At 71.3% G+C, this 17,372-nt stretch carries 15 protein-coding genes and 2 rRNA genes (1 of these 17 only partly in view); 3 read left to right on the top strand and 14 right to left on the bottom strand.

The window, feature by feature from the left end; translation table 11 throughout:
- Window position 1: 1 nt before the first annotated feature.
- The 3 genes from OHA58_RS28705 to recN all read right to left on the bottom strand — a co-directional run bounded on the left by OHA58_RS28705 (window position 2) and on the right by recN (window position 3,850).
- On the bottom strand, window positions 2-1,171 hold the full coding sequence (locus OHA58_RS28705) for a glycosyltransferase family 4 protein (RefSeq protein WP_405482364.1): 1,170 nt from the start codon (window positions 1,169-1,171) through the stop codon (window positions 2-4).
- A gap of 165 nt (window positions 1,172-1,336) precedes the next feature.
- Window positions 1,337-2,116, bottom strand: a complete 780-nt coding sequence (locus OHA58_RS28700) for a hypothetical protein (RefSeq protein ID WP_405482362.1) — start codon at window positions 2,114-2,116, stop codon at window positions 1,337-1,339.
- Window positions 2,117-2,122: 6 nt separating this feature from the next.
- Entirely contained in the window at window positions 2,123-3,850 is a 1,728-nt protein-coding gene (recN, locus tag OHA58_RS28695) for a DNA repair protein RecN (protein ID WP_405485227.1), read from the bottom strand.
- 229 nt (window positions 3,851-4,079) lie between these two features.
- Between recN and OHA58_RS28690 the strand changes: the two genes are divergently transcribed.
- Window positions 4,080-5,426, top strand: a complete 1,347-nt coding sequence (locus tag OHA58_RS28690; RefSeq protein ID WP_405482361.1) for an FtsX-like permease family protein — start codon at window positions 4,080-4,082, stop codon at window positions 5,424-5,426.
- A gap of 37 nt (window positions 5,427-5,463) precedes the next feature.
- On the opposite strand, the gene OHA58_RS28685 is transcribed toward OHA58_RS28690, so the two are convergent.
- Genes OHA58_RS28685 through OHA58_RS28675 form a run of 3 tightly spaced genes read right to left on the bottom strand, consistent with a single transcriptional unit; the run spans window position 5,464 to window position 7,482 of the window.
- A complete protein-coding gene (locus tag OHA58_RS28685; RefSeq protein ID WP_375999812.1) occupies window positions 5,464-6,369 on the bottom strand; it encodes an NAD kinase in 906 nt (301 codons plus the stop codon).
- On the bottom strand, window positions 6,366-7,181 hold the full coding sequence (locus OHA58_RS28680; RefSeq protein ID WP_227293933.1) for a TlyA family RNA methyltransferase: 816 nt from the start codon (window positions 7,179-7,181) through the stop codon (window positions 6,366-6,368). The genes OHA58_RS28685 and OHA58_RS28680 overlap by 4 nt, the downstream gene beginning before the upstream one ends.
- Before the next feature lie 7 nt (window positions 7,182-7,188).
- Window positions 7,189-7,482: a hypothetical protein gene (locus tag OHA58_RS28675; RefSeq protein WP_405482360.1), complete on the bottom strand. Its 294-nt coding sequence runs from the start codon at window positions 7,480-7,482 to the stop codon at window positions 7,189-7,191.
- 42 nt (window positions 7,483-7,524) lie between these two features.
- Here OHA58_RS28675 and OHA58_RS28670 point away from each other — a divergent pair, with 42 nt between their 5' ends.
- Window positions 7,525-7,872 carry an SCP2 sterol-binding domain-containing protein gene (locus OHA58_RS28670; protein WP_405482358.1) on the top strand — a complete coding sequence of 116 codons (348 nt, stop codon included), beginning with the start codon at window positions 7,525-7,527 and terminating at the stop codon, window positions 7,870-7,872.
- On the opposite strand, the gene OHA58_RS28665 is transcribed toward OHA58_RS28670, so the two are convergent.
- The 4 genes from OHA58_RS28665 to OHA58_RS28650 all read right to left on the bottom strand — a co-directional run bounded on the left by OHA58_RS28665 (window position 7,856) and on the right by OHA58_RS28650 (window position 11,996).
- Complete coding sequence (locus OHA58_RS28665) at window positions 7,856-8,749, bottom strand: ABC transporter ATP-binding protein (protein ID WP_405482356.1); 894 nt, start codon at window positions 8,747-8,749, stop codon at window positions 7,856-7,858. The genes OHA58_RS28670 and OHA58_RS28665 overlap by 17 nt on opposite strands.
- Complete coding sequence (locus OHA58_RS28660; RefSeq protein ID WP_405482354.1) at window positions 8,746-9,774, bottom strand: FecCD family ABC transporter permease; 1,029 nt, start codon at window positions 9,772-9,774, stop codon at window positions 8,746-8,748. Before OHA58_RS28660 ends, OHA58_RS28665 begins: the two co-directional genes overlap by 4 nt.
- Window positions 9,771-10,814: a FecCD family ABC transporter permease gene (locus OHA58_RS28655; RefSeq protein ID WP_405482352.1), complete on the bottom strand. Its 1,044-nt coding sequence runs from the start codon at window positions 10,812-10,814 to the stop codon at window positions 9,771-9,773. The genes OHA58_RS28660 and OHA58_RS28655 overlap by 4 nt, the downstream gene beginning before the upstream one ends.
- A gap of 153 nt (window positions 10,815-10,967) precedes the next feature.
- Window positions 10,968-11,996 (bottom strand): HAD hydrolase-like protein, encoded by a 1,029-nt coding sequence (locus OHA58_RS28650; RefSeq protein WP_405482350.1) that lies wholly within the window; start codon window positions 11,994-11,996, stop codon window positions 10,968-10,970.
- A 72-nt stretch (window positions 11,997-12,068) separates the two neighbouring features.
- Here OHA58_RS28650 and OHA58_RS28645 point away from each other — a divergent pair, with 72 nt between their 5' ends.
- Complete coding sequence (locus OHA58_RS28645) at window positions 12,069-13,358, top strand: DUF1015 domain-containing protein (protein WP_405482349.1); 1,290 nt, start codon at window positions 12,069-12,071, stop codon at window positions 13,356-13,358.
- Between the two features lie 111 nt (window positions 13,359-13,469).
- Here the strand turns inward: OHA58_RS28645 and OHA58_RS28640 are convergent, their stop codons facing one another.
- The 4 genes from OHA58_RS28640 to OHA58_RS28625 all read right to left on the bottom strand — a co-directional run.
- Complete coding sequence (locus tag OHA58_RS28640; RefSeq protein WP_405485225.1) at window positions 13,470-14,303, bottom strand: hypothetical protein; 834 nt, start codon at window positions 14,301-14,303, stop codon at window positions 13,470-13,472.
- Window positions 14,195-15,538: a hypothetical protein gene (locus tag OHA58_RS28635; RefSeq protein WP_405485223.1), complete on the bottom strand. Its 1,344-nt coding sequence runs from the start codon at window positions 15,536-15,538 to the stop codon at window positions 14,195-14,197. The genes OHA58_RS28640 and OHA58_RS28635 overlap by 109 nt, the downstream gene beginning before the upstream one ends.
- Before the next feature lie 144 nt (window positions 15,539-15,682).
- Window positions 15,683-15,799: ribosomal RNA gene (gene rrf, locus OHA58_RS28630) — 5S ribosomal RNA — on the bottom strand.
- 140 nt (window positions 15,800-15,939) lie between these two features.
- Window positions 15,940-17,372, bottom strand: a 23S ribosomal RNA gene (locus OHA58_RS28625) (it continues 1,691 nt past the right edge of the window).

The raw sequence follows: 17,372 nt of genomic DNA, 5'->3' as shown, positions 1-17,372 counted from the left end.
GTCAGCCCGGCGGCAGCGCCCCCGTCAACTCGTCGTAGACGCTGAGCACTTGGGCCACCGTCTCGTCCTCCGTCGGCCACGACGCCGCCTGCAGCGTGCCCCGCTCCTTGAGGTGGTCGCGGCGCGCGGGGTCGGACAGGAGGCGGCTGACGGTGTCGGCGAGGGCGCGCGCGTCGCCGTAGGGGACGAGTTCCGCTGCGTCGCCCACGAGTTCGGGGATGCCGCCGACGTCGGTGGCGACGAGCGGTACGCGCGCGTGGAGCGCCTCCTGCGCGAGGACCGAGCGGGACTCCCAACTGCTGGTCAGCAGAGCCACATCGGCGGCCGCGAGCAGTTCGGAGACGTCGTCACGGCGCCCCACGAGCCGTACGGGCAGCTGCTCGCTCTCGATCCGGCGCTGGAGCGCGCCCCGCTCCGGCCCCTCGCCCGCGATGACGAGGAGCGGCACGGGGTCGAGGTGGCGCCAGGTGCGCGCGGCGTCCAGCAGCGTCCCGTAGCCGCGGTGCTTGACGAGGCTGCCTACGGCCATCAGCAACGGCCGGTCCACAGCGCCGAGTTCGGCCCGTGCCTTGTGCCGCAGGCGCTCCGGGTCCTCGGGTCCCTCGGGTCCGGGCACCGGCGCGGCTTCCGATGAGTCGGGGCGGCGCGGCGCCGGGAAGGCGACCGCGGCCAGCCTGGCGTCACGGGCGCCACGGACACGCGCTCGCTCGACGAGGTCCGACGACGCGCCGAGCACCACGGACGCGGCCCTCGCCACGCGCCGTTCGAGCAGCCGCAGCAGGTGGGCGCGGGCGCCCTCGGCGTGGGAGCGGGTGTGCCAGGTGACGACGAGGGGCGTGGTCCGGCCGCTGAGCGCGAGGGACGCACGGAGCGCGGCGTGCAGCCCGTGCGCGTGAACGAGGTCGGCGTCGGCGCAGGCGAGCCGGAGCGCCGCGACGGATCCGGGGTCGCTGCTGCGGGGCACGGTGACGTGCTGGGCGCCGACGTCCGCGAAGCCGTAGACGTGCGCGACCTCGGTGGGGGCACAGACTGTGACGCGCACTCCCCTGGCGACGAGCCCGGCGGCCAGCGACCTGACGTGCATGCTGCTTCCGGCGCTGCCGCCGCCCAGCACTTGCACGGTGCGCAGCGGCGACTGGCCGTGCGCTGGCTGGCTGCTCACGTGACTCACGTGGCCGGGGCTCCTGGGTCGGTCGGTGCGGGACGCGCGGGGATGTCGCGCCGTAACGGTCTGGGCCAAGGATGCCAGCCCGTACGGGCGTTCCGGCACCGGGCCGGAGTCCCGACCGTGTCGGAGTGGGCAACACGTCGTACGGGATCACTCACACGCGTGAATTCAGGCGTGTCGGGCTGACTCCGCCCCGCGGGCCAGTGCGGTCACTTTGTCCCCGTATGCCGCCGCGAGGACCAGTCCGGCCGCGTGCGCGAGGAGTCCGGCGCGCCCGTTCCCGGCGACGACGGCGACGCCGAGCGCCGCGCCCAGGGCGTGTGCCCCGGTGTCGCCGATCATGGTGCGCCCGTCGAGATCCTCCGGCAGGACCGCCGCCACCGCGCCCATGGGGGCCGCGGCGACGGCCCCCTTGAGCAGTCCGGGCGCCCCGAGCGCGAGCACGGCCGCGGCCGCCCGCCCTGGCCGTACGTCCACCAGGTTCACGAAGTGCGCCGCGCCGGCGATCACGACACCGGCGAGTGCCTTGTCCACGGCCCGTTCCTCGAGCAGCGCGCCGGCGACGAGCCCCGCGGCGGAGATACCGATCAACTTCACGGCCCCGCTGGTCAGTTCGCCGTCGCGCAGCGCCGACAGATGGGCCCGGAACCCGCTGCGCGGATCACCGGCGCCCGCCACGTCGTCGTACGCGCCGCACGCCCCCGCGGCGAGCACCGCCAGTACGGCGGCCCGGCGATCGGGCCCCGAGGTGGCGGCGGCCGCACCGACGACGGCCCCGGCCACGACGGCCGGCCCGGCGCACAGGTCGACCGCCCGGCCCGCGAAGTTCGTCCGCTCCCACAGGGCAGACCCACCCGGCCTGGCCCGCCGCAGCGCCGCATACCCGGCCCGGGCCACGACGGCACCGGCCGCGAGAGCCGCGAACCGGCCCACCACACGCTTCTCCACAGGCGGTTACGCGTCCCCTCGGGCGGTGGCGAGCAGTTCCTCCGCGTGCGCCCGCGCCGTCTCGGAGTCCTCCTGGCCCGCCAGCATCCGGGACAGCTCGCGGACCCGGTCCTCGCCCTCGAGGACGGTGACGCCGGACCGGGTCACGGTCCCGTCGTTCGTCTTCTCCACGAGGAGCTGCCGGTCGGCGAACGCCGCCACCTGCGGAAGGTGCGTGACGACCACGACCTGCGCCGACTTGGCGAGCTTGGCGAGGCGCCTGCCGATCTCCACCGCCGCCTTGCCGCCGACGCCCGCGTCGACCTCGTCGAACAGATACGTGGGCACGGGATCGGTCCCGGCGAACACGACCTCCACGGCGAGCATCACGCGTGACAGCTCACCGCCCGAGGCCCCCTTGGCGATCGGCCGCGGCGGGGCGCCGGGGTGCGGGGCGAGCAGCAGCTCGACCTCGTCCACACCGGAGGGGCCGTACGCGACCGTGCGCCCGTCGAGCTCGACGCCGTCCGGGTCGTCGGTGCGGCGGATGTCGAAGGACACGCGCGCGTGGGGCATGGCGAGCGAGGCCAGCTCCTGCGTGACGGCGGCCGCGAAGCGTGACGCCGCCTCCGTGCGGGAGTCCGTCAACGCCTGTGCCAGGACGCCCAGTTCATCGCGGAGGCCGTCCCGCTCGGCGGTCAGCTCACCGACCCGGTCCTCGTCTCCGTCGAGTTCGAGCAGCCGCGCCGAACCCTGCTCGGCCCAGGCCAGCACCGCGGCCGTACCCTCACCGGCCCCGCCGTACTTGCGCGTGAGCTGCGTCAGCGCGGCCCGCCGCTCCTCGACCGCCGCGAGCCGCAGCGGGTCCGCGTCCAGGTCGTCGGCGTATCCGGCGAGTTCCCCCGCCACGTCGGACAGGAGGATGCCGATCTCGCCGATCCGGTCGGCGAGCGCGGACAGGGCCGGGTCGTGCGAACGCACGGCGTCGAGCGCGCGGTTCGCGCCGCCCACGAGTGTGGTGGCGTCGACGCCCTCGGGGTCCTCGGGGTTGCCCGCGAGCGCGGCGTGCGCGGCGGAGGCGGCCGAGGCGAGCGCCTCCGCGTGACCGAGCCGCTCGGCCTCCGCCGACAGCTCGACGTCCTCGCCGGCGCGCGGCTCGACGGCCGCGATCTCGTCGAGTCCGAAGCGCAGCAGATCTGCTTCCTGGGCGCGTTCACGTGCGCGCGTGACGATGGTGTCGAGCTCGGCGCTGACGGCCCGCAGCCGGCGGTACGCGGCCTGGTACTTGGCGAGCGGCACGGCGACCGCGTCGCCCGCGTACCGGTCGAGGGCACCGCGTTGCCGGGACAGCTTGAGCAGCCCCTGCTGATCGGTCTGGCCGTGCACGGCGACGAGATCCTCGGCGAGCTCGGTCAGCATGCCCACCGGCACCGAACGCCCGCCGAGATGCGCCCGTGAACGCCCCTCCGCCGAGACGGTCCGGCTGATGAGCAGCGCCCCGTCGTCGAGTTCGGCACCCGCCTCCTGGGCGCGCACGACGGCCGCGGTGCCCTCGGGCACAGTGATCCGGCCCTCGACGACCGCCGCCTTGGCACCGATCCGTACGAGGGCGGGGTCCGCGCGCCCGCCGAGCAGCAGGCCGAGGCTGGTGACCACCATCGTCTTGCCCGCACCGGTCTCGCCCGTCACGGCGGTGAATCCCGGCGACAGCTCGACCACCGCGTCGTCGATGACTCCGAGCGACCGTATCCGCATCTCCTCCAACACGGACACGACCTTACGAGGTCCGGAGCCATGTGTGCGACGGGCCCTGCCCCGCTTCCCTCCCGGCGGACCGAAATCGCAGGTCGTGAGTGGCTCTGTCCGGTCCTCCCGTCGCGCGTTTGTCACCCGTTGTCACCCGTGAGGGTGGGGACAGCCCCCGGCCGGAGGGACCTGCCCGCCGCATGGTGCCCGCGCCCCGCGCGCCCGCACGCTTGATCCCATGAGTACCGGACTGGCCCGAGCGGCCCTGCGCGCACACCGGCCCGCGTTCGTCGGCACGGCGGCCGCCGCGCTGTTCGCGGCGACGGTGGTGAGCGCGTCGACGACGGTGCTGCTCGCCACGAGCACCGACGGACTGCCGGCGGGCACGCGCCACCGCATCACGGAGAACGGCGTCGGCGACATCGCGGCCGTCCTCCTCATCGGTTCGATCTACATGTCGATTTTCGTGGTCGTCTCGACGATGGGTACGGCCGTCACGCAGCAGCACCGCGAGCTCGCCCTCGTACGCGCCATCGGGGCCCGGCCCCGGCAGGTGCGCCGAGCGGTGGCGGCGCAGGCCCTCGCCGCGTCCGTCCCCGCGGCGCTCGCGGGCTTCGCGGCGGGCGGGCTGCTCGCCAGGGCCTGGTTCTCCGGCATGGTCACGCACGGCCTGATCCCGCCCGGGGTGCCGTTCCGCTTCAGCTGGGTCGCGCTGCCGGTCTGTCTCGGGGTGACCGTGGTGACGTCGACGGTCGCCGCGCTGCTCTCGTCGCTGCGGTTCTCGCTCCTGCGGCCCGCCCACGCACTGTCCGAGGCGGCGGCGGGCAGGCGGCGCCTCGGCCTGCTCAGGGCGCCGCTCGGCCTGGTCGCGGTGGGCGGGGCGTGCTTCCTCTCGGTGCTGCTGTCCCGGCAGGACGCCGAGGAGGCGGGCCAGGGCGCGTTCCTCGTCCTGATCCTGTTCTGCGTGGGAGTGGGCCTGCTCGGCCCGCGCATCGTGGGCCCCGCGGCCTGGCTGGTCTCGGCGCTCGTGGGCCGCTTCGGCGCGAGTGCGCGGCTCGCGATGCTCAACGTCCGCTCGCAGCCCCGCCGCTTCTCGGCCGCCGTCGTCCCGCTCGTCCTCGTCGTCGGCTTCGGCCTCACCAAGGTCGCTCTGCACACGACGGCGCAGCACCGCACGGGCTCGGCGGGCAGCACCGGCGAAGTGTGGCTCGACTACATGGGTACGGCCCTGTACGCGGGGTTCGCCGCCATAGCCGCCGCCAACACGCTTGCCATGATCTCGTTCGAGCGGCGCCGGGACGTGGCCCTGCTGCGGGTCATCGGCACCCAGCGCGGCCAGGTGCGCTCCATGGCCGCCTGGGAAGCCGTCGTCGTCGCCGGTACGGCGCTGCTGCTCGGCGCCCTGATCGCGCTCGCCACGCTCGCGCCGATCCTCGACACGGCGTTCGGCTCCCCGCTGCCGTACATCCCGTGGACCCTGGCCGCCGGGACGGTCGCGGGCACGCTCCTGCTGACGCTGCTCGCGACCGGTGTCCCGGTGCGGTCGGTGATGCGCCGCCGCGCGATCACCGTCGTACGGACGTGATCACCTACGGTCCTGACGTGATCACCTGCGGGATGTCCTAGTGGGGCTTCCCGCGCCAGCCGGAGACGGGCAGCGCGAACTTGGCGACGAGCCGATCCGTGAACGAGGCGTGATGCAGCCGCGCGAGCCGCACCGGCACCGCCCCGCGCCGCACCTCGACGCGCGCACCGGCAGGCAGTTCCACGGTCCGCCGTCCGTCGCACCACAGCACGCCGTGCGGAGTGTGCTGCTGCACCTCGACGGCGAGCACCGAGTCCGGCGAGGTGACCAGCGGCTTGGCGAACAGGGCGTGCGCGCTGATCGGCACCATGAGGAGCGCCTCGACCTCGGGCCACACGACGGGCCCGCCGGCCGAGAACGCGTAGGCCGTGGAGCCGGTGGGCGTCGCGCACACGATGCCGTCGCAGCCGAAGCCGGTGACGGGACGCCCGTCGATCTCCAGGACGACCTCGAGCATCCGCTCGGCCGACATCTTCTGCACGGCGGCCTCGTTGAGCGCCCAGTCGCGGTGCACGACATCGCCGTTGCTGTGCACGACGACGTCGATCGTCATGCGCTCCTCGACCTCGTACGTCTTGGTGACGACGCGGTCGACCACCTTGTCGAGGTCGTCGCGCTCGGCCTCGGCGAGGAAGCCGACGCGGCCGAGGTTCACCCCGAGCATCGGGACTCCGGAGGCGCGGGCGAACTCGGCGCCGCGCAGCAAAGTCCCGTCGCCGCCGAGGACGACCAGCAGCTCACAGGCGTCGAGGCACTCCGGAGTCGCCTCCTTCACGAGCTCCACCGACGCCGGGAGCGGCAGGTCCGCCGCCTCCGACTCCAGGACCCGTACGCCGATGCCGCAGCGCAGCAGCCCCTCGACGACGAGTTCGGCACTCCGGATGGCGGCGGGCCGCCCGGTGTGCGCGAGCAGGAAAACAGTTCGAGCTCGAGTCTGTGTCAACGCGGCCCCTCCGCCACTGCACGGTCAACGTCCGCCGGGTCGAGTTCGGGCGCACCGGCGCGGAGCCACAGAAAGTACTCGACGTTTCCGGACGGCCCGGGCAGCGGGCTCGCCGTCACGCCCCTTACGCCGAGGCCGAGTTCCCACGCCTGCCGGGCCACCGTGCGCACCGTCTCGGCCCGCAGTTCCGGGCTGCGCACGACTCCGCCGCTGCCGAGGCGGTCCTTGCCGATCTCGAACTGCGGCTTCACCATGAGCACCAGGTCCGCGTCGGGCGCCGCGCACCGCGCGAGGGCGGGAAGCACCAGGCCGAGCGGGATGAAGGACAGGTCTCCGACGACCAGGTCCACGGGTTTTCCATCGATCGCCTCCAGCGTCAACTCGCGTACGTTCGTACGGTCCTTGACGGTGACGCGTTCATCGCTCTGCAGTGACCAGGCGAGTTGCCCGTACCCGACGTCGACGGCGACGACATGGGCGACGCCGGCCCTCAGCAGTACGTCGGTGAACCCGCCCGTGGACGCCCCCGCGTCGAGCGCGCGGCGTCCCTCGACGGCGAGCCCCTGCGGCACGAAGGCCGCGAGGGCCCCCGCGAGCTTGTGGCCGCCGCGCGAGACGTAGTCGGGGTCGTTGTCGTCCTGCGTGACCACGATCGCGGCGGCGGTCTCCACCTGCGTGGCGGGCTTGGTCGCGGTGGTCCTGCCAACCGTGACGCGCCCCGCGGCGATCAGCTGGCTCGCGTGCTCGCGCGAGCGGGCGAGCTTCCGGCGGACGAGCTCGGCGTCGAGGCGGCGTCGTGCCACTCCTGCCACGTTCGGTTCAGCTCCTGTGTCGGTTCGAGGGTGAGGGCTCGGGGCGTGCGTCCAGCGCGGTCAGCGCGTCACGCAGGCCCCGGTGTACATCCTCGTACACCTCGAGGTGTCCGTCGGCAGTGAGGTGGTCGACGTCGGCGAGCCGGTCGAGCCCGGCGTCCACGTCCGCGTTGCCGGTGGGGGTGCGCGGGACGCCGAGGGGGGCCGGGGCCGCGGGCTCGTACGACGGTTCGTCCTGGACCTCCGGGGCCCCGGCCGCCTGGTCCGGCACCTGGTCGGGGTCCGGATGAGAGTCGTTCATGCCACGACGCTACCGCGTAGCACTGGGGTACGGTCGACCGCGATGGCGACGACGCAGGAGTGCCGTGCCGCACTCGACAAACTCTCGGACAATCTGGCGGGCGCGGACGGCGGGGTACGCAGCGCGGCGGCGCTCGACCGCTCGCTGAGCTGCCACGTCACGGATCTCGGGATCACGTTCACGGGCCGGCTCGAGAACGGCCGGATCGAGGTGCTCGACACGGTCGACGGGCCGCCGCCCGACCGGGCGCAGATCCGGCTCGCGATGACCGGCGACGACCTGGTCGCGATGGTCGACGGCAGGCTGAACTTCGCGAAGGCCTGGGCCTCCGGCCGGATCAAGCTGGAGGCCGGCTTCCGCGATCTGCTGCGGCTCAGGACGCTGCTTTAGCCACCGCCTTCGCGGGCGCCTCCGCATCCCGGGCCGGAGCCTTCCTGGCCTTGCGCGCGGCCGGCACCACCAGCGGAGTACCGGTCTCCGGATCGTCGATGACCTGGCACTTCATCCCGAAGAGCCGCTCGACGAGGTCCGCGGTGACGATGTCGCCCGGCGCTCCCTCGGCGATGACCTCGCCGCCGCGCAGGGCAATCAGGTGAGTGGCGTAGCGGGCCGCGTGGTTGAGGTCGTGCAGGACCGCGACGAGCGTGCGCCCCTGCTCCTCGTGCAGCTCCGCGCAGAGGTCCAGTACGTCGATCTGGTGCTGGATGTCGAGGTACGTGGTCGGCTCGTCGAGGAGCAGCAGCGGGGTCTGCTGGGCGAGCGCCATGGCGATCCACACGCGCTGGCGCTGACCGCCGGACAGTTCGTCGACAAAGCGATCGGTGAGTTCGGCGACTCCGGTGGAGGCCATCGACTCCTGCACGATCCGCTCGTCGTCGCTGGACCACTGGCGCAGCAGGCCCTGGTGGGGGTAGCGGCCGCGCGAGACGAGGTCGCCGACGGTGATGCCGTCCGGCGCGATCGACGACTGGGGCAGGAGCCCGAGCGTGCGCGCCACCTTCTTCGCCGGCATCGACTGGATGGCCTGACCGTCGAGGAGTACCCGGCCCGTAGAGGGCTTCAGCATCCGCGACAGCGCGCGCAGCAGCGTGGACTTGCCGCAGGCGTTCGGGCCGACGATCACGGTGAAGGAGTTGTCGGGGATCTCGACCGAGAGTTCCGACGCGATCACACGCTGGTCGTAGCCCAGGGTGACGTTCTCGGCGGACAGTCGGTTCACGGCGGCGCTCCTCCGGTTGTTGCTGTGGCTGGGGTTCCTGTCGCTCATATCCGGCCGGCCTTCCGTTCGGAGACCAGGAGCCACAGCAGATAGACACCGCCGACGACTCCGGTGACCACTCCGACGGGCAGCTGGCCGGCGCCGAAGGCACGCTGCGAGATCCAGTCGGCGGTGACGAGCAGGGCCGCGCCCATGCACATGGACGCCGCGATGTTCGGACCGGGCGAGCGGGTCAGCCGCCGGGCCAGCTGGGGGGCGGTCAGCGCGACGAATCCGACGGGTCCCGCGGCGGCGGTGGCCGCGGCGGTGAGCAGCACGGCGGCCACGAGCAGGACGAGCCGCGTCCGCTCGACGCGCACCCCGAGCGCGTTCGCCACGTCGTCACCCATCTCCAGCATGCGCAGCGGACGCGCGTACGTGAGGACGACGGGCACGAGGACGGCGCACAGGGCAAGCAGCGGCCAGACCTGCTTCCAGTCGCGGCCGTCGAGGGATCCCGTCATCCAGACCGTCGCGCGGGCGGCGTCGACGATGTCGGCCTTGGTCAGCAGATAGCCGTTGACCGCGGTCATGATGGCGGACATTCCGATGCCGACCAGGACGAGCCGGTATCCGTGCACGCCGCGCTTCCAGGCGAGCAGGTAGATGCCGAACCCCGTGACCAGACCGCCGACGAGCGCCCCGAGCGCGACCTGGGCCGCGCTCCCGGAGAACAGCACGATCATGACGAGCGCACCGGCCGTAGAGCCCTGCCCGAGGCCCAGAATGTCCGGACTGCCCAGCGGATTACGGGAGATGGCCTGGAAGAGCGCGCCGCCGAGCGCGAGCGCCGCGCCCACGAGGAGGCCCACGAGGACCCTGGGCAGCCGCAGGTCGTTGACGATGATCTCCTGACCCGGGTCACCGTTGCCGAGCAGCGTACGGACCACGTCGGGGGCCGAGATGGGGAAGTCGCCGGTGCCGATCAGCGCGACGCTCGCGGCGAGCGCGGCGCACAGCAGCACGAGGACGACCACGAACGCGCGGATGTCGAGGCGCAGGGAGATCCCGCCCCGGGTACGGATCGCCTTCACAGCTGGGTGACCTTCCGCCGGCGCACGAGGTAGATGAAGACCGGGCCGCCGATGATCGCGGTGACGATGCCGACCTGGACCTCGGCGGGCCGTGCCACGAGCCGGCCGACGACGTCCGCGCCGAGCAGCAGCACGGGCGACAGGACAGCGGAGAACGGCAGGATCCAGCGCAGGTCGGGGCCGGTGAAGGAGCGGACGACGTGCGGCACCATCAGGCCGACGAACACGATGGGCCCGCAGGCGGCGGTCGCGGCGCCGCACAACAGCGTGGCAGCCGCCATGGACAGCGCGCGCGTCCTGTTCAGGTTCGCGCCGAGGGCGCGGGCCGTGTCGTCGCCCATCGCCATGGCGTTGAGGGGCCGCGCGAGCGCGAGGGCGAGCACCGAACCGACGGCGATGAACGGCAGCACCTGCCGGATCGTCGACATGTCGGCGGAGACGAGCGAACCCACCGTCCAGAAGCGCATCTTGCCGAGCGCCGCGTTGTCCATGATCATCACGGCCTGGAGATAGCCGTAGAGCGCGGCGCTGATGGCGGTCCCGGCGAGTGCGAGCCGCACCGGCGTTGCGCTGCGGGTCCCGCCGAGGATGTAGACGAGGACGCCCACGGCCGCGGCCCCCAGGAAGGCGAACCACACATAGCCCGTCAGCGAGGTGACGCCGAAGAAGCTGACGGCGGTGACGACGGCCGCCGAGGCGCCCATGTTGATGCCGAGGAGTCCGGGGTCGGCCAGCGGGTTACGGGTCAGCGCCTGGAGGACCGCGCCGGAGAGCCCGAGCGCGACACCGGCGAGGAGCCCGAGCAGCGTGCGTGCGAGCCGCTCGCCGACCACGACGTCGCTGAACGTCCCGGTGTCGTCGAACAGGCCGTGCCACACCTGGTCCACGGACAGGGGTTTCGCCCCGATCGCGATGCTCACGACCAGGAGCGCGACCAGGACGACGACGGCTCCGAGGAGCCCGACCGTACGTATCGCCCGGCGGTTCGGGGGCGCGGCGGCGGTGTCCGCGCGCTGTTCGGGGGGACTGTCGACCAACACGTGGTTAGGTTAGCCTACCCTCCTCACCCTCTTCGAGGTCGCTACCGATAGAGAAGCTCGGGGCAGCCCAGGGAAGCACTGGGTGGCACCGAGAAGCTCGGGGAAGCGCAGGCAACCCCACCCGCCGGTACGCGCCTCCCCGCCCGCGCCGCCTCAAACCCCCAGCCGCGCCAGCGACTTCGCACCGTCGAGCCCGCAGGTCCCGTCCCCGGCCGCCGTCCACGCCGCCGCGCACAGCGCCCGCAGCCCGTCGATCGCCTCGCCGTCCCCCTCCAGCTCAAGGCGCTCGTCGCCCGCGGTCGCGACCCAGCCCCCGCACGCGAACCCGTTCCCCCGCGCCACGACCTCCGGCTGCCCGGTGAGCAGCCCCCGCAGGTCGACGTCGACATACGTGGGCCGGTGCTGGGGCGGCGCGGCGAGCAGCTGCGCGCCGTCGGTGACGCCGGTCAGGACGAGCAGCGAGTCCACCTCCCCGTTGAACGCGCCCTCGATGTCCGTGTCGAGGCGGTCCCCGATCACCAACGGCCGCTCCGCGCCGGTGCGCAGGATCGTCTCGCGGTGCATCGGAGGCAGCGGCTTGCCGGCCACCTGCGGCTGCGCACCCGTCGCGATTCGGACGACCTCGACCGCCGCGCCGTTGCCCGGAGCGATGCCGCGCGCGCTCGGAATGGTCAGGTCCGTATTGGACGCGAACCACGGCACACCGCGCGCGATCGCGTAACAGGCCTCCGCGAACCGCCCCCAGGCCAGGTCGGGCCCGCCGTACCCCTGCACCACCGCCACCGGCTCGTCGTCGGCGGAGTCCACCGGCTCGAGCCCGCGCTCTCTGAGCGCGACCCGCAGCCCCTCCCCGCCGATCACCAACACCCGTGACCCGTCCGGCACTTGCTCACTGATCAGACGCGCCACGGCCTGCGCCGACGTGATGACGTCCGCCGCGTCCGTCGGAATCCCCAGCTCCGTCAGATGCTCGGCCACGGCGTCCGGCGTACGCAGCGCGTTGTTCGTGACGTACGCGAGCCCCATGCCCGCCCCGCGCGCCACGGCGAGCGACTCGGGGGCGTGCGCGATGGCGTCACCGCCCGCGTACACCACCCCGTCGAGGTCGAGCAGCGCCGTGTCGTACGCCTCGTTCAGCGCCCGCCGACTGCCTTCGGGCCGCGTCCTGACGGTCTGGCTCATTACACATCGCTCCTCGTTCGATCCCACTCCCCCGATCATCGCTCATGCCACTGACACACATACGATGCAGCAATGAACACTGCAGGACCCCCAGGTCCGACGGACAGTGACGGCCTCGACCTGATCCCGTTCAGGGGTGTGCGTTACGTCCCCGAGCGCGTGGGCAGCCTCGCCGCCGTGACGTCACCCCCGTACGACGTGGTCGTCCGCCCCGACGGTCTGCACCACCTGGAATCCGCGGACCCGCACAACATCGTCCGCCTGATCCTCCCGCAGGCCGTCTCCCCGGACACCCGCAACGCCCTCGCGGCCGACACCCTGCGCCGCTGGCTGTCCGAGGGCATCCTGGCCCCCGACGAGATCCCCGCGCTGTACGTCTACGAGCAGCGCGACGGCGACCATCTCCAGCGCGGCGTCATCGGTGCCCTGCGCCTGTCCGAGCCGTCCGAAGGGGTCGTCCTGCCCCACGAGGACGTCATGCCGCACGTGGTCGCCGACCGCGCGGGCCTGATGCGCGCCACGGCCGCCAACCTCGAACCCCTGCTCCTCACCTACCGCAGCGCGGGCAACGCGACGGGCACGACCGCGGTCATCGAACGCACGGTCAAGCGCCCCCCGCTCCTCGCGACGACCACGGAGGACGGCTTCGCCCACCGCCTGTGGTCGGTCACCGACCCGGCCGAGCTGGCCGAGATCCGCGCGGACCTCGCCCACCACCAGGCCCTGATCGCGGACGGCCACCACCGCTGGGCGACGTATCTGCGCCTGCGCTCCGAACAACCGTCCCCCACCCCATGGGACTTCGGCCTCGTCCTCCTCGTGGACACGGCCCGCTACCCGCTGCGCGTGCGCGCCATCCATCGCCTCCTGCACCGCCTCCCGGTCCCGGACGCCCTGGCCGCGCTGAAGGGCTCCTTCCGCGTGCGCGAAGTCCCCGGCCCGCTGTCTCGCGCCCTGGACGCCCTCGCCGACGCGGCCGCCCACGGCAACGCGTTCCTCCTCGCCGGCACCGGCTCCTTCCACCTCGCGGACACCCCGTCCCCGGACCTCCTGGCCCGTACGATCCCTGCCGACCGCCCGGAGGCCTGGCGCACCCTCGACGCAACGGTCCTGCACTCCACGCTCCTGGAGCATGTCTGGCGCATTCCCGAGGACGCGCCGGAGCACATCGCATACATCCATGACGCGGCCGCCACGGTCGCGAAGGCGGAACGTGACGGCGGCACGGCGGTCCTCATGCACCCGGTCCGCGAGGAAGTGGTACGCGACCTGGCACGGCAGGGCGTGACGATGCCGCGCAAGTCGACGTCGTTCGGCCCGAAACCTGCGACGGGTCTGGTGCTGCGCACGCTCTCCGACTGACCGCGCGCCACGCGCGCGTAGGCGCAAACGACGAACGGGCGGGACCCCATCGCTGGGATCCCGCCCGTTCGTCGTGCTTCGTCAAGCGCGGCCGGCAGTCAGCCGCTGAGCTCAGCCCTTGTCGTTCTCGGGCTCGAACTCCTCGTCGTCCTCGTCGTAGAACTCTTCGACGTCCTCGTCGTCCTCGACCCAGGGCTCGTCGTCGTCACCCGCGGCGGCCTTCGGCCCCGCGACAGCGGCGGGGGCGGGGGCCTCGTCGGACTCGCCCTCGAAGGCGTCGACGAACTCGACCCCGTCCATCTCGGCGAGCCGGTCGGACGCGTCGGTGCTGCCGTCCCGGTCGGACTCGACGGCCTTCGCGAACCACTCGCGCGCCTCGCCCTCACGACCGGCGGCGAGCAGCGCGTCGGCGTACGCGTACCGCAGACGCGCGGTCCACGGCTGTACGGAGTTCGACGCCAGCTCGGGGCCCTGCAGCGTCACGATGGCCGCGTCGAGCTGATCCATGTCACGCCGGGCACCGGCCGCCACGAGCCGCATCTCGACCTGTCCGGCCTTGTCCAGCTTGGCCACCTCGGGCGCACCGGCCATGTCGAGGGCCTTCTCGGGGCGCCCGAGACCGCGCTCGCAGTCCGCCATGACGGGCCACAGCTCGACGTTGCCGGTCATGCGCCGGGCGGCGCGGAACTCGGCGAGCGCCTCGCTGAACTTCTGGTTCGCGTACGCGGCGAAGCCGGCGGCCTCGCGCACGGCGGCAACCCTGGAGGCGAGCCGCAGCGCGATCTTCGAGTACTCGTAGGCCTGCTCGGGGTCCTCGTCGATGAGCTTGGCGACCATCACCAGGTTCTTGGCGACGTCCTCGGCCAGGCCCTTCGGCAGGCTCTGAAGCTCCTGCCGTACGTCCTTGTCGATCTCGTCGCCGGTGACGTCCTCGGGGATCGGCAGCCGGCGGATGGGCTCGCGGTCGCGGTCACGCTCGTCGCGGTAGCGCCCGCCACCACGGCGGTCGTCGCCCCCACGGTCGTCACGCCCACGGAACCCGCCGGGCCGCCCACCACGGTCGTCGCGGCGCGGCCCACGGTCGCGGTCGTCACGCGGCCGGTACCCGCCGCCACGGCTGTCGTCGCGACGGAAGCCACCACCGCGGCTGTCGTCACGCCGGTCATCGCGCCGGTCGTCGCGACGGAAGCCGCCACCACGGTTGTCATCGCGGCGGTCGTCCCGACGGTCATCACGACGATCGTCACGGGGACGGTAGCCACCGCGGTCGCTGTCGCGGCGCTCGTCACGGCGGAAGGCCGGGCGGTCGCCACCGGGGCGGTCGCCGTCACGACGGGGAGCACGGTCGCGGTCGTCGCGCGGGCGGTAACCGCCACCGCCACGGTTGTCGCCACCGCGGTCATCACGACGGTCATCACGACGGAACCCACCACCGCGGTTATCGCCGCCACGGTCGTCACGCCGGAAGGCGGGACGGTCGCCGTCACGACGGAACCCGGGGCGGTCGCCACCGGGGCGGTCACCGTCACGACGGGGAGCACGGTCGCGGTCGTCGCGCGGGCGGTAACCGCCACCGCCACGGTTGTCGCCACCGCGGTCATCACGACGGAAGCCACCGCCACGGTTGTCGCCACCGCGGCTGTCGTCGCGCCGGAAGCCACCGCCACGGTTGTCGCCACCGCGGCTGTCGTCGCGCCGGAAGCCACCGCCACGGTTGTCATCGCGGCGGTCGTCACGACGGTCGTCACGACGGTCGTCACGGGGACGGTAGCCACCGCGGTCGCTGTCACGACGGTCGTCGCGCCGGTTGTCGTCACGGCGGTCATCGCGGCGGAAGGGAGGACGGTCGCCGTCACGGCGGGGTCCACGGTCGCGGTCGTCACGCGGGCGGTAACCGCCACCGCCACGATTGTCGCCACCGCGGCTGTCGTCACGGCGGAAGCCGCCACCACGGTTGTCGCCGCCGCGATCGTCGCGACGGTCGTCACGACGGAAGGCGGGGCGGTCGCCACCGGGACGGTCGCCGTCACGACGGGGACCACGGTCACGGTCGCCGCCGCGGTCGTCCCGGCGGGGCGCCTGGCCACCGCGGTCGTTGTCGCGTCGCGGTCCGCCTCGGTATCCGCCCCGGTCCCGGTCACCACTGTCCCGGCGTCGCTGGTCGCGATCCGGTCGCTCATCGGGAGAGTTGGTGGACATGGGTGACTCCTGTCTTCGGTACCGCAGTCATTCTCGCGCAGCCGGGTAGCCGGCGCGCTTCGACAAAACAAAAAAGGACCTTTGGTCCCAGCGTGTGTGCTGGGACCAAAGGTCCTCTAAAAATTGTTCGGCGGCGTCCTACTCTCCCACAGGGTCCCCCCTGCAGTACCATCGGCGCTTTGAGGCTTAGCTTCCGGGTTCGGAATGTAACCGGGCGTTTCCCTCACGCTATGACCACCGAAACCCTATCAGTGTCCCGTTTCAAGGAAACGGGTTCCCGAACAAGGCAGCGAACAAGCACACTCTTCAATTAAGTAGTGCGGCCGTTCAGCCGACACAATTGTTCGTTATCTGAGAACAAACACAGTGGACGCGAGCAACTGAGGACAAGCCCTCGGCCTATTAGTACCAGTCACCTCCACCCGTTACCGGGCTTCCAGATCTGGCCTATCAACCCAGTCGTCTACTGGGAGCCTTAACCCCTCAAAGGGGGTGGGAATACTCATCTCGAAGCAGGCTTCCCGCTTAGATGCTTTCAGCGGTTATCCTTTCCGAACGTAGCCAACCAGCCATGCCCTTGGCAGGACAACTGGCACACCAGAGGTTCGTCCGTCCCGGTCCTCTCGTACTAGGGACAGCCCTTCTCAATATTCCTACGCGCACAGCGGATAGGGACCGAACTGTCTCACGACGTTCTAAACCCAGCTCGCGTACCGCTTTAATGGGCGAACAGCCCAACCCTTGGGACCGACTCCAGCCCCAGGATGCGACGAGCCGACATCGAGGTGCCAAACCATCCCGTCGATATGGACTCTTGGGGAAGATCAGCCTGTTATCCCCGGGGTACCTTTTATCCGTTGAGCGACGGCGCTTCCACAAGCCACCGCCGGATCACTAGTCCCGACTTTCGTCCCTGCTCGACCCGTCGGTCTCACAGTCAAGCTCCCTTGTGCACTTACACTCAACACCTGATTACCAACCAGGCTGAGGGAACCTTTGGGCGCCTCCGTTACTCTTTAGGAGGCAACCGCCCCAGTTAAACTACCCATCAGACACTGTCCCTGATCCGGATCACGGACCCAGGTTAGACATCCAGCACGACCAGAGTGGTATTTCAACGACGACTCCCCCTGAACTGGCGTCCAGAGTTCAAAGTCTCCCACCTATCCTACACAAGCCGAACCGAACACCAATATCAAACTGTAGTAAAGGTCCCGGGGTCTTTCCGTCCTGCTGCGCGAAACGAGCATCTTTACTCGTAGTGCAATTTCACCGGGCCTATGGTTGAGACAGTCGAGAAGTCGTTACGCCATTCGTGCAGGTCGGAACTTACCCGACAAGGAATTTCGCTACCTTAGGATGGTTATAGTTACCACCGCCGTTTACTGGCGCTTAAGTTCTCAGCTTCGCACACCCGAAAGTGCACTAACCGGTCCCCTTAACGTTCCAGCACCGGGCAGGCGTCAGTCCGTATACATCGCCTTACGGCTTCGCACGGACCTGTGTTTTTAGTAAACAGTCGCTTCTCGCTGGTCTCTGCGGCCACCCCCAGCTCATGAAGTAAATTCAATCACCGGTGATGGCCCCCCTTCTCCCGAAGTTACGGGGGCATTTTGCCGAGTTCCTTAACCATAGTTCACCCGAACGCCTCGGTATTCTCTACCTGACCACCTGAGTCGGTTTAGGGTACGGGCCGCCATGAAACTCGCTAGAGGCTTTTCTCGACAGCATAGGATCATCCACTTCACCACAATCGGCTCGGCATCAGGTCTCAGGCTCATGCTGTCCGGATTTACCTAGACAGCGCCCTACACC

Origin of the sequence: Streptomyces sp. NBC_00009 (assembly GCF_045040855.1) — a bacterium.
Taxonomy (GTDB): Bacteria; Actinomycetota; Actinomycetes; order Streptomycetales; family Streptomycetaceae; genus Streptomyces; species Streptomyces aureus.
This window is presented reverse-complemented; position numbering and strand designations above follow the sequence as displayed.

Coding starts and splice junctions, on each gene's coding strand:
- recN (WP_405485227.1), bottom strand. CDS start 3,850: ATGCGGATACGGTCGCTCGGAGTCATCGACGACGCGGTGGTCGAGCTG.
- OHA58_RS28690 (WP_405482361.1), top strand. CDS start 4,080: ATGAGTACCGGACTGGCCCGAGCGGCCCTGCGCGCACACCGGCCCGCG.
- OHA58_RS28675 (WP_405482360.1), bottom strand. CDS start 7,482: ATGAACGACTCTCATCCGGACCCCGACCAGGTGCCGGACCAGGCGGCC.
- OHA58_RS28670 (WP_405482358.1), top strand. CDS start 7,525: ATGGCGACGACGCAGGAGTGCCGTGCCGCACTCGACAAACTCTCGGAC.
- OHA58_RS28665 (WP_405482356.1), bottom strand. CDS start 8,749: ATGAGCGACAGGAACCCCAGCCACAGCAACAACCGGAGGAGCGCCGCC.
- OHA58_RS28650 (WP_405482350.1), bottom strand. CDS start 11,996: ATGAGCCAGACCGTCAGGACGCGGCCCGAAGGCAGTCGGCGGGCGCTG.
- OHA58_RS28645 (WP_405482349.1), top strand. CDS start 12,069: ATGAACACTGCAGGACCCCCAGGTCCGACGGACAGTGACGGCCTCGAC.
- OHA58_RS28635 (WP_405485223.1), bottom strand. CDS start 15,538: ATGAGCGACCGGATCGCGACCAGCGACGCCGGGACAGTGGTGACCGGG.